We start from the raw sequence: 12317 nt of genomic DNA on the forward strand, positions 1-12317 counted from the left end.
GTTATGTTTAAAAAGTGGGGAGTATTTCTTTTGTTTATGTTGTTGTCAATTACATTCTTTTCTGAAATTACTGTAACAACAGAAACACAAACTATTTATGTTGGTGAAAGTGTTAACATTACAGTAAGTGTAGATGATTCAGCAGTAACTCATTTATATGTAGATGTAACCAATGGTGGTTTTGATGATCCTTTTATTCTTTTTGATGGTTTTGATTTAGTGGATGGAACAGCAAATCTTGTGTTTTTAGCTCCATTAATGCCTGGAAAAGCAGAATTAGTATTTTATAATGAAGATAAAACACTTGAGAAAAAGATAGAATTTGACATTTTAGAAGAAAAAATAGAAATGCCAGAAACATCGCTTATAATTCTTGAAAAAGAAGGTAATGTTCTTTATAAAGAAGCAGATTCAGATGTTTGGGATTCTATAAACAGTGATACGGTTATAAAAGAAAATTCGGAATTATTAACTTTAAAAGATGGATATATACATCTAAAAGAACCTGAATTAAATATAGAAATAAAAGTTTCACCTGAAACACAGTTATACATAAAAAAGTTAAGAGCTTCAGAAAGTGGAGATATTGATATTGAATATGAACTTAAAAAAGGTGCAACAGTAAATAAAATAAACGAAATTTTAGCTCCAGGTTCCAAATATTTAGTGGGTTCTGGTTCAGTAGTTGCTGGTGTAAGAGGTACAGAATTTGGTTTTGAAAAAAAGGGTAACAATACAAATATAAGAACATTTGAAGGTACAGTTTACACAATGGTAAATAATAAACTATTCCCTGTAAAAGCTGGAAATATGTTTAATTATTCTCCACAAAATCCAAATCCACAACTTGAAAAATTAGACATGCCTATAGAAGATTATGAGAAAAATTTAATGCCTGAAAAAAAGCAGGAAGAACAGAAACCTGAAACCAAAGTTGAAGAGAAAAAAGAAGAAAAAGTTGCTGAAGAAAAAAGGGAAACACCTGTTGCAGAAGAACCTGCTGCCGCACCTGTAAAAACAAAAGCAAATTTAGGAAACATATCCTTCGGGAAACAAACAAAGGGTAATAGTACATATTTAGTATATTCATTTGCACCTAATTTTGATATAGGTCCATTTGGAATAGGAATAGGTTTCAATGCATACCAGGAAAGCATAGACGGTCCATTATATTATGGAATACCTTCAAAAGAAGCAACTTCCCAGGATTTATGGAGTGCAATATCAATTAATTATTTAAAACTTGATTTCCCAATGTTTTATATAAGATACGGTGTAAGTCCTTCATATACAAAGGGATTAGGGTTATTTATGAATAATTATTCAATACCTTATTCAAGAGTTTTTGATACTGAATTAAGATTTGGAGGATTAAAGTTAGGAATGCATATTCCTTATGAAGTTACATCATTAATGCCATTTAATTATCAAAAAACATCAAATCTTATGTTTGGCTATGTTGATATGGATTTGGGATTATTTAATACAGAAATAACAGGTATTTATAATATGTCAGAAGAAGATCTTAAAGACAATGAATTAAAACAAGCTATATTAGCAACATTATATAAAAAGATATTCTTTATAAAATTTGGTGTAGAAACTGATGTTGTTTATTCAGGTGATGATACACTAACTTATGGATTGCTTATAGGTCCTATGATAGATTTTCCTCCATATTTCCAGTTTATGTTTGGATTTGATTACTTATCAGATGGTTTTAATATGGAATATGTCGGACCATATTACGAATATAATGTTGCAAATGGGAAATATATGGACTTAAATCAGGAAAAATCTATGGGTTTAATAGGAAAATCATATTTAACAATAGCTCCATATTTAAATATTACTCTTGATTATAATAGGCCGTTTAGCAATGCAAGAGATGGATTGTTAAAAGGGAATATGACTGTTAAAATCCCGGCATTAGGAGGACTTCCCGAATTAACGGCAGGATTTAGTTATATCCAGTGGAAATTCCTTGAAGATGATACAGTTGATAGTATATTCCTCAATAAAAATACATGGGTTCAAGGATTCATATATTATCCAGTATTAGAAAATTCAGGAATTATTTATTCAATAAGTTATGATGTAGAAAAAGATGAATTTGAATATACAATTAACTTTGAAACGATTGAATTCTAAGGTGATTGTATGATCAACTGTTTAATGAAAGAAATGAAAATTGTAGGACTACAAATAAAACAAGAAGTATATGGAGAAAAAAATGAAAAAGCTATAACCATAGATGATAATATAAAAATATATACAGAAATAGAAATAAAAGATTTAGAAAAAATTTTAACTTTGAAAAATATGTTTTATAATATTTCTCAAGATAAAGCTGAAGAAATATTTAGTACAAAATGTCATAATAAAAATATTTTGGAATCTGTTAATCTAATTACTGAAAACTTTAAATTAGAAAGCATATTAAAATCAATAGAAGAAACTATAAGGAATCTCTTAAACTCAGATGGAGCAGCTATATTATTGTATAATGAAGAAAAAGATGTCTTAAATTTCTATGTAACTTCTGGTGGCGCAAGTGGTAAAATTGAAACCATTGACGTTCCAATAGATGATTCAATAGCCGGAGAATGTTTTTTAAAGAAAGAAACAATTATAATTAATGACACAACCAAAAGCAAAAAACATTTTAAAAAAACAGATGAAAAATCAAAATATCATACAAGAAACTTAATTGCAACACCATTATTTTTTGAAAACGAAGTAATAGGAGTTTTAGAAGCTGTAAATAAGAAAAAAGGGAAATATACAGATCAAGATAAAGAAATTATGGAAATATTTTCATCATTAATATCAAATAAGTTAAAAAACTCAAAAGTATATGATGATTTAAGTAGCACAATAAAAGGATTAATTCAGGCTGTTGCAACTGCAATTGATTTGAGGGATAATTATACCCATACACATTCAAAAAATGTTTCTGTTTTGGCAGTTGAAATAGCTAAAAAGCTTGGATATAATGACTCATTTATTGAAGAGCTTGAAATTGCTGGATTATTACATGATGTTGGAAAAATTGGAATTCCGGATAATATTTTAAATAAACCATCTAAATTAACAGATGAAGAGTATGAAATTATAAAATCTCACACAATAATAGGTGCCAATCTATTATCTGATATAGACTTTTTATCTAAAAATATACCTTTAGGAGCACTGGAACATCATGAAAAAAATGATGGAAGTGGTTATCCAACTGGTAAGAAAGGTAATGAAATTTCGTTATTTGGTAAAATATTAGCTGTAGTTGATATATATGACGCATTAACAGCAAAAAGAATATATAAAGAACCATGGCCTAAAGAAAAGGTATTAAAAATCTTAGAAAAAGATTGTCCAAAAAAATTTGATTGTGAAATAGTAGAAGCTTTAAAAGAAACTGTAATGGCATAAAAAGGGGGATTTTCCCCCTTTTTATTTTTATAGTGATATGGTATAATTGAAGAGATAGAATTTTATAATAATACGTTTTTGGGAGGTATTTTTATTTATGATAACCTTGTATAGGAAATATAGACCTTTAACCTTTGATGAGCTAATAGGTCAGGAACATATAAAAAAATATTTCAAAAATACAGTGCGTAATAATGAATTTTCACATGCATATATATTCTCTGGTCCAAGGGGAACTGGAAAAACAACTACAGCACGTATTCTTAGTAAAATTTTAAATTGTTCAAATCCGGTTGATGATAATCCGTGTAATAAATGTGATAATTGTATAGCCATAAATGAAGGAAGATTTATGGATGTTATAGAGCTTGATGCGGCTTCAAATAGAGGGATAGATGAAATTAGAAAAATAAGAGATTCAGCTAATTTTAGGCCTGTCCATGGAAAATATAAAGTATATATTATAGATGAATTTCATATGCTTACTAAAGAAGCTTTTAATGCGTTATTGAAAACTTTAGAAGAACCACCGGAACATGTAATATTTATTTTAGCTACAACAAATCTTGAAAAAGTTCCTGAAACTATTGTTTCGAGAGCTCAAGTATTGCAGTTTAAAAATATCACAGAAAAAGATTTAAAAAAACATATAATTTCAATAGCAGAAAAAGAAAATAAAAAAATTACAGAAGAAGCGGCAGGGATTATAGCTAAAAAAGCAAAGGGTGGAGTTAGGGATTCTTTATCACTGCTTGAACAAGTATTAAAATTTTCATCTGAAGAAGTAATAACTGAGCAGATTGTGATAGATGTTTTAGGATTATTTGATAAAAGTATTTTGGATAAATTCATAAATGCAATATTAAAAGGTGATTCTGAATTATTACTTCAAATATCTCGAGAGATATTTGAAGAAGGAAAAGAAATAGAGGTATTTCTTGAAGAAGTACTTGAATATATTTTAGATGAAAAGATTGAAGATAAAAAGAGATTAAATATCTATATAAAACTAACCAGAAAACTTTCAGATTTATTAAAAGAATTAAAATATTCAGAGAATAAAAAAATCTTATTTGATATACATATTTTAAATATTGGATATGAATTAAATATGAAAACAGAAGTTAAAGATGAAAAAGTTGAAATTTTGGATCACGATGAAACAAGAGATGTAATTACAGAAGATTCAAAAATAAATAAAGTGTTAAATATATTATTAAATTCAAAGGAAAAAATGGATCTTTCCATGTATTTTGCTTTAAAACATGCTGAAATAACAGAATCGGAAGATTATATAAAAATAGAGTTTAACGAAAACAATTTATTGGAATATCAAATTTTAAAATTAAAAGCAACAAAATTGGAATTATTGCTTTCAAATGAATCAAAACATTTAATAAAAATTGATATTATATATAAAGGAAATGAAAATAGCGAAGCTAAAAAAAATAACATTATAAAACTCTTTTAAAATTATGGGGGGATTATATGAAAAAAGGATTAATAAGTGCATGTATAATGGCAAAAAACGAAGAACAAAATATTACCAGATGTCTTGAAAGTATAAAAGATTTTTGTGATGAGATAATATTTGTAGATACTGGCTCAACAGATAATACAGTTGAAATAGCAAAAAAATACACAGATAAAATATATTTCTTTCCATGGAATGGTAATTTTTCTGATGCAAGAAATGAAACTTTGAAATATGCTACATCAGAATGGGTGTTTATAGTAGATGCAGATGAAGAAGCTTCTGAAAAGTTAAAAAATAACATAAGAAGTTTTTTGGAAAACTTAGAAAAAGATATTGTAGCTGTATATATACCTACAATTAATTATATGGATTTTGATAAAAAAACTACGGAAATAGCAAGTACAGCAAGATTTTTCAGAAATGGAAAAGTGAAATATGAAAATATAGTACATAATCAACCAATTTATAAAGGAAAACAGGTAAAAGTCGATTTCCCATTATATCATTATGGTTATATATGGACTAGATTAAGAAGAAAACAAAAAACAGAAAGAACTTTAGCTCTAATTGAAAAATATCTTAAAGAAAATCCAAATGATATATACTACTTAATACAATACATGAAAACACTTTCCATTGCCAATAAATATATTGAAAAAATGAAAATAGGAAAAAAAGTGGCAGAAATGCTATCTGAAAAATTAAGAAAAGGAAATTATAAACCAATTCCCATGGAAGTAGAGTTTATGTTTCTATGGGGAGTAGAATTAATGAATAAAGGGTATTGGGAAGATGCGATAAAATGGTTTAATATTGGAACCAAATGGAATCTGGATTGTTATTATGGTCTGATGAATGTTTATTATAATAAAAGGGATTGGAAAAATTTAAAGCAAGTTTCTTTAGAATTTATAAAATACTTAAATATTTTTGAAAATAGAAAAAGTGAAATAACCTGGTCAATGCAGTCATTATTTAAGAAAAACGAAGGAATTATATACTTAGCTTTATCTAAAATAAAAGAAAGTGATTTTAATAAAATAGAAAAAATTATAGAAGAAATAGATTATCAAAAAAATACAAACAAAATTTTGACGTTATTGGAAATTACGTTTGACACCTTCATATCTGCAAAAACTATGAAAGAAAAGGAAATAATATTATATATACTTGAAAAATTAATAGAGGGAATTCCCAATAACATTCAATACTATCCTGAAAATCATATTAAATGGATAAAAAGAATAAAAACATTTTTTGATAATCTAAAAAATGATCCATATGAATTTTTGATATTTTTAGTTGAAAATTTTGAAAATGAAAAAAATATAGTAGGGTTACTCCTTTCATATGGAGACAATTTATTTGAACTAAGGGATTATGAAAAAGTATTAAAAACATTTTTAAAAATTAGAAGATTGAGACGTGAAGCATCTGACAAAGAAAAAGGTGTGATAGAATTATTAATTGGTGATGCTCTTGTAAAGATGGGAAGGTTTAATGAAGCGAAAAATAAATACAAAAAAGCTGTAGAATTTGAAAAATCATTGGCAAAATTTGTGCAGGTTTTAATAGAAGATATATTAACTCAAATGAATCCAGAAGAAATAATTCCAGCATATATAGATTTAAGAGATGAAATGAATCAAAAAATAGAAATGATATTTGAATTAAAAAGTTTCAATAAAAATGAATTATCCATATATGATTATTATCTTGGAAAAGTGTTTATACCTTTAAAATTTAATTATGCACTAAAAATTAGTTATAACAAAGAATTTGATGAAGCCTACGAAAAAATACTATTACAAATTTTTGATTCTATAAAAGATAATAAAAAATTTAAAGCTTTTATAGGATTAAGACTATATCATTATTATAGAAAAAATAAAAAATTTAAAAATGCAAAAAAATATCTACTTAGTGCATTGGAATTAAATCCTATAATTGCTGATTTAAAAGGAGGTCATTATAATTATACAGGTTTCTATTATGAGAAAAATATAGAAGAAACAGAAGATAAAATTATTGATGTAGTAAATCTTGGTGAAATAATGTCATTATTACCTGTGGTTAATCCGGTTAGATGTTGGTATGAATCAGAAAATAAAGGTATTTTTTATGTTTCTCCTCAACCAGAATACAATTCTATTTATGCGCTTGACAAATTCTTAAAGAAATTTACAAATTATTTTGATACAATTTTTCAGAATCCGCTCAATTCTAATGAATTAAAATATAATATTTCCAGAGCTATCAAAGGAAAAACTCTTGAAATAAATACAAAAGAAAAAATATTTGTTGGTGAAAGAATAACAATAGAAAACAATGAATATATAGAAGATAGAAAGATAAAAGAGATATATGATAGTATCATATATTTAAATCCGGAATATTCAAGAAATATATTTGAAGATATAAAATATTTAAAAGAAAAATTTAAAGAAAATTTGATACTTGTATTCAATCTTGATAAAAATCTATTAGATCGAGATCCGCGTGTTTTAAACATAATAAATATAATGAAATTAGATAAATTTATCGAAACAATTGGTAAACCATATGAATCAAAAATAATAGCTGATAAATACCTTTATATTCATTATAAAAAATGATATAATAAAATAAGAAAATAAAAAATTAATTGGAGGTGGATGTAGTGTCATTAAAAGATCCTATTTTAAAAGAAGCTAAAAACAAAATGGATAAAACAGTAAAACATCTTGAAGATGAATATAAAAAATTAAGAACAGGAAGACCTTCTCCTGCTATGTTTGAAGAAATAATGGTTGACTATTATGGAACTCCTACGCCAATAAATCAAACTGCGACATTAACAGTTGGGGAAGATAGAACAGTTGTAATTACTCCATGGGATAAGAGTTTGTGTGCAAAAATTGAAAAAGCCATAAATGCAGCGAATTTAGGTATGATGGCATCTACAGATGGAAATGTCGTAAGAGTTAAATTTCCAAATCCAACTGTAGAAGATAGAAAAAAATGGGTAAAACATGCTAAAGAATTGGCAGAAGAATTTAAAATCGCATTAAGGAATATAAGAAGAGAAGATATGAAAATAGTAAAAGAAAAACAGAAAAATGGAGAAATTCCAGAAGATGATGCAAGGAAATTAGAAGATGAAATACAAAAAATATTAAAAGAACATGAAGGAAAAATAGATGAAGTATTCCATAAAAAAGAAAAGGAGATAATGGACTCTTGACAGCAATAAGAAAAATCCCCACTCATGTGGGGATTATTATGGATGGTAATGGAAGATGGGCTAAACAACGCGGGTTAAAAAGAACAATGGGGCATGAAAAAGGTGCTAAAGTTGCAGAAGATGTAATACAATGGGCTTCTGATTTTGGCATTAAATATTTAACCTTATACTCATTTTCCACTGAAAATTGGAAAAGACCTCCTGAAGAAGTAAAATATCTTTTTTCTTTAATGGTTAGATATTTAGAATCTCGATTAAATAAAATAGTTAGGGAAAATGTTAGAGTGAGATTTCTCGGAAGAATTGAAGAATTACCTGAAAATGTATATAAAGTCTGTAAAAAAATAGAAGAAAAAAGCAAAAACAATACAAAAATTCAGGTAATTCTTGCAGTTAATTATGGTGGAAGACAGGAAATAGTTGATTCTGTCAACAAATTAATATCTTCAGGAAAAAAAGAAATATCAATAGATGATATTTCAACTAACTTATATTTGCCTGATGTTCCTGATCCTGAATTAATAATAAGAACATCTGGTGAAATAAGAATAAGTAATTTTTTATTATGGCAATTAGCGTATTCAGAACTATATTTTACAGATATTCTCTGGCCGGATTTTACCAAAAATGATTTAGAAAAGGCATTAATAGATTATTCTAATAGGGATAGAAGATTTGGTGGTATTTCATCAGATGAGGGAAGTGGCAATATTGGCAGTAAATAAGAAAAATTTATTTATCAGAACTCTATCTGGCTTCATACTTGGTCCGGTAGTAGTTTTTTCTGTATTTACTTTTCCAACAACAATTGGTTTAGTAACAACCATAGTATTATTAACAGCTATGGAATATTTTGAAATGACTCTGGATAATATTGATCATAAAATTAAGATCTTTTTATCTTTAATGGCAGCTTTTACAAGTGCGGTATACGGATTTACATTAAGAACATATTATGCAGGATTGATATTTTTTGATCCAATTACAATATACGTAATGTCAATAGTAATAGTTGCATTAATTAGTTTATTTATTTTAAAAGATAATATTAAATATAAAAATGTAATAACCAGCTATACATATGCATTAATGGCAATATCATTATTTTTATCGTATTTTTATCATATTATTTTAAATTACGGTTTTACTACAGGATTATTAGCCCTAACCTCTGTTTGGGTATATGACATAGGAGCATATTTTGTTGGGTTAAATATAGGAAAACATAAATTAGCACCTGTATATTCACCTAAAAAAAGTATAGAAGGATTCATTGGAGGAATAATTTTTACGTACGTATATATAATAATATTTGAATATATTAGAGAAATTTTTGATTTAAATATGATAGACCCGTTAAGAGCGATAATATTTGCAATTGCTATAGGTATAGTTGATACTGTTGGCGATTTGACAGAATCAGCTCTAAAAAGAACATATAATTTAAAAGATTCAGGAGAAATTTTACCTGGACATGGTGGAATGTATGATAGAATAGATGGAGTATTATACCTTGCACCTACGTTTTATTTTTTAATGAAAATATTAAGAGTATAATGGAGGTATAAATATATGACATCAGAAGAGATTAGAAAATCATTTTTGGAATATTTCGAAAAAAATGGTCATAAAGTAATGAAAAGTTTTCCATTAATTCCTTCAGATCCGCAATTATTGTTTACAGTTGCAGGTATGGTACCATTTAAACCAATATTTTGGGGAAAAGTGGAACCAACTTATACGAGGATAGCTACGTGTCAAAAATGTATTAGAACCAATGATATTGAAAACGTTGGAAGAACCGCAAGACATCAAACATTTTTTGAAATGCTTGGTAATTTTTCTTTTGGAGATTATTTTAAAGAAGGTGCAATTAAATATGCATGGGAATTTTTAACAAAAGTATTAAAACTTCCAGAAGAAAAATTATGGGTTTCTGTTTATAAAGACGATGAAGAAGCTTATAATATCTGGAAAGATATAATAGGTGTACCAGAAAACAAAATATTAAAAATGGGTAAAGAGGATAATTGGTGGGGTCCTGTTGGCCCAACCGGTCCATGTGGTCCATCCTCCGAAATATATTTTGATACAGGAATGGTTGAACTTTGTCCAAATCCTGATAATTGCACTCCATATGATGATTGTGGAAGATATGTTGAAATATGGAATCTTGTATTTACAGAATATTACCAGGATGAAAAGGGAAATCTTGAACCATTACCAAGAAAAAATATTGATACCGGTGCAGGTCTTGAAAGGGTTGTTGCAGCTGTACAAGGGGTATATCAGAATTTTGAAACAGATTTATTTATGCCTATTATTAATAAAATAGAATCTGTATTTAATGTAAAATTTAAAGAAAATGAAAAAACAGACGTTTCAATAAAAGTAATTGCTGATCATTCGAGAGCAGTTACATTCCTTGTATCAGAAGGAATACTACCTTCAAATGAAGGTAGAGGTTATGTATTAAGAAGAATATTAAGAAGGGCTTTAAGACATGGGGCATTACTTGGGAAGAAAGAACCATTTATTAATAAAATAATAGATGCTGTATTTGAAAAGTATGGCGATATATATCCAGAGATTATAGAGAAAAAAGATTTCATAAAGAAAATAGTTGAAACTGAAGAAAAAAGATTCCTTGAAACATTGGATAAAGGAACAGAAAAATTAATAAATTACATGAAAAATACTGAAAATAAAATAATAGATGGTGAGTTTGCATTTGAATTATATGATACATATGGTTTCCCGCTTGATATAACGAAAGAAATAGCCGAAGAAAATGGTTTTGGAATTGATGAAGAAGGATTTAATAAGCAAATGGAGCTTCAGAAAAAACGTGCAAGAGAAGCCGCTGGTGAAAAGGAATATGCGAAAATGAATCCGGCATATAAATTTGTTGGTGATGAAATAAAAACTACAGATTTTACAGGTTATGAAAAAATAGAAGATGAAGGAGAAATATTATATATTATAAAAGAAGAAGAAATAATCGATAGTGCTGGTGAAGGTGAAGAAGTAGTAGTAATTACAAATAAAACACCATTTTATGCTGAAAAAGGCGGACAAATTGGAGATACAGGAATAATAAAAGGGGCTGGATTTGAATTTGAAGTAAAAGATACTAAAATAATAAATAATGAAGTAATAGGACACTTTGGTGTTGTAAAATTAGGGATTATTAAACGCAATGAAAAAGCTAAATTGATAATTAATAAAGAAAGACGACAAAATATAAAAAGAAACCATACAGCTACACATTTATTACATAAAGCATTAAGAGAAGTATTAGGAACACATGTAAAACAGGCTGGTTCGTTGGTAACAGACGAAAAACTTAGATTTGACTTTTCACATTACGAAGCAATGAAACCAGAAGAAATAAAAGCAGTAGAAAAGCTTGTAAATGAAAAAATACTTGAAAATATAAAGGTTATTACAGAAATAAAGAGTCTTGATGAAGCAAAAAGTGAAAATGCAATGGCATTATTTGAAGAAAAATACGGTGATAAAGTAAGAGTTGTAAAGATTTCAGACTTTAGTTCTGAATTGTGTGGAGGAACACATGTTTCTTACACAGGAGAAATAGGATTATTTAAAATAACAACAGAAACAGCAGTTTCTGCAGGTGTAAGAAGAATAGAAGCTATTACCGGAATGAAATCACTTGAATATTTAAATGATCTAGAAGATAAAATAAATGTAATTTCAGAACATCTGGAAGCTGCGCAGGAAATTGTGGTTCCAAGAATATTGGGACTTCTTGAAAAAATCAGGGAACAGGAAAAAGAAATCAAAAGGCTTCAAGAAAAAATGACTTCACAATCTATAGATGCATTTAATGTAAAAGAATTTGAAGATACAAAGATCTACATGAAAGTATTTGAAAAGGTTGACAATGATGTTTTGAGAAATGTTACTGATATTGCTGTAAATAAAGTTGGAAGCGGAATAATAATATTATTCAACAAAAATGGTGAAAAAGTAAATTTTGTTGTTAAAGTAACAAAAGATATAGTTGGAAAATATCATGCAGGAAATATCGCAAGAAAAATAGCGAAAGAACTTGGTGGTGGCGGTGGTGGAAGACCAGACTTTGCACAAGCTGGAGGTAAAAATGCCGTTAAAATTAACGAAGTGATGAATAACATTCAAAATTATATAAAGTAAGCTGGTGTT

The 12317-nt window shown here is 27.5% G+C and carries 8 protein-coding genes; all 8 read left to right on the forward strand.

Annotation, left to right across the window (positions count from 1 at the left end; genetic code table 11):
• The first annotated feature begins 3 nt into the window (after nucleotides 1–3).
• Complete coding sequence (locus tag MARPI_RS00345; RefSeq protein WP_014295598.1) at nucleotides 4–2151, forward strand: FecR family protein; 2148 nt, start codon at nucleotides 4–6, stop codon at nucleotides 2149–2151.
• Nucleotides 2152–2160: 9 nt separating this feature from the next.
• Entirely contained in the window at nucleotides 2161–3429 is a 1269-nt protein-coding gene (locus tag MARPI_RS00350) for an HD-GYP domain-containing protein (RefSeq protein ID WP_014295599.1), read from the forward strand.
• A gap of 97 nt (nucleotides 3430–3526) precedes the next feature.
• A complete protein-coding gene (dnaX, locus tag MARPI_RS00355; protein ID WP_014295600.1) occupies nucleotides 3527–4900 on the forward strand; it encodes a DNA polymerase III subunit gamma/tau in 1374 nt (457 codons plus the stop codon).
• A 17-nt stretch (nucleotides 4901–4917) separates the two neighbouring features.
• Nucleotides 4918–7521: a glycosyltransferase gene (locus tag MARPI_RS10555; RefSeq protein ID WP_014295601.1), complete on the forward strand. Its 2604-nt coding sequence runs from the start codon at nucleotides 4918–4920 to the stop codon at nucleotides 7519–7521.
• An 86-nt stretch (nucleotides 7522–7607) separates the two neighbouring features.
• Nucleotides 7608–8129 (forward strand): ribosome recycling factor, encoded by a 522-nt coding sequence (frr, locus tag MARPI_RS00365; RefSeq protein ID WP_050899172.1) that lies wholly within the window; start codon nucleotides 7608–7610, stop codon nucleotides 8127–8129.
• The gene (locus tag MARPI_RS00370; protein WP_014295603.1) at nucleotides 8126–8854 is read left to right on the forward strand and encodes an isoprenyl transferase; all 729 of its coding nucleotides are present in this window, start codon (nucleotides 8126–8128) and stop codon (nucleotides 8852–8854) included. Before frr ends, MARPI_RS00370 begins: the two co-directional genes overlap by 4 nt.
• Nucleotides 8823–9686 (forward strand): phosphatidate cytidylyltransferase, encoded by an 864-nt coding sequence (locus tag MARPI_RS00375; RefSeq protein WP_014295604.1) that lies wholly within the window; start codon nucleotides 8823–8825, stop codon nucleotides 9684–9686. The genes MARPI_RS00370 and MARPI_RS00375 overlap by 32 nt, the downstream gene beginning before the upstream one ends.
• Nucleotides 9687–9701: 15 nt before the next feature.
• Nucleotides 9702–12308 (forward strand): alanine--tRNA ligase, encoded by a 2607-nt coding sequence (gene alaS, locus MARPI_RS00380; RefSeq protein WP_014295605.1) that lies wholly within the window; start codon nucleotides 9702–9704, stop codon nucleotides 12306–12308.
• Nucleotides 12309–12317: the final 9 nt, after the last annotated feature.

The sequence above is a fragment of the Marinitoga piezophila KA3 genome, from assembly GCF_000255135.1.
GTDB classification, from domain to species: Bacteria; Thermotogota; Thermotogae; order Petrotogales; family Petrotogaceae; genus Marinitoga; species Marinitoga piezophila.

What these genes read in the sequence shown, in the direction of transcription:
- MARPI_RS00345 (WP_014295598.1), top strand. Translation starts at nt 4, where the DNA reads ATGTTTAAAAAGTGGGGAGTATTTCTTTTGTTTATGTTGTTGTCAATT.
- MARPI_RS00350 (WP_014295599.1), top strand. Translation starts at nt 2,161, where the DNA reads ATGATCAACTGTTTAATGAAAGAAATGAAAATTGTAGGACTACAAATA.
- dnaX (WP_014295600.1), top strand. Translation starts at nt 3,527, where the DNA reads ATGATAACCTTGTATAGGAAATATAGACCTTTAACCTTTGATGAGCTA.
- MARPI_RS10555 (WP_014295601.1), top strand. Translation starts at nt 4,918, where the DNA reads ATGAAAAAAGGATTAATAAGTGCATGTATAATGGCAAAAAACGAAGAA.
- frr (WP_050899172.1), top strand. Translation starts at nt 7,608, where the DNA reads ATGGATAAAACAGTAAAACATCTTGAAGATGAATATAAAAAATTAAGA.
- MARPI_RS00375 (WP_014295604.1), top strand. Translation starts at nt 8,823, where the DNA reads ATGAGGGAAGTGGCAATATTGGCAGTAAATAAGAAAAATTTATTTATC.
- alaS (WP_014295605.1), top strand. Translation starts at nt 9,702, where the DNA reads ATGACATCAGAAGAGATTAGAAAATCATTTTTGGAATATTTCGAAAAA.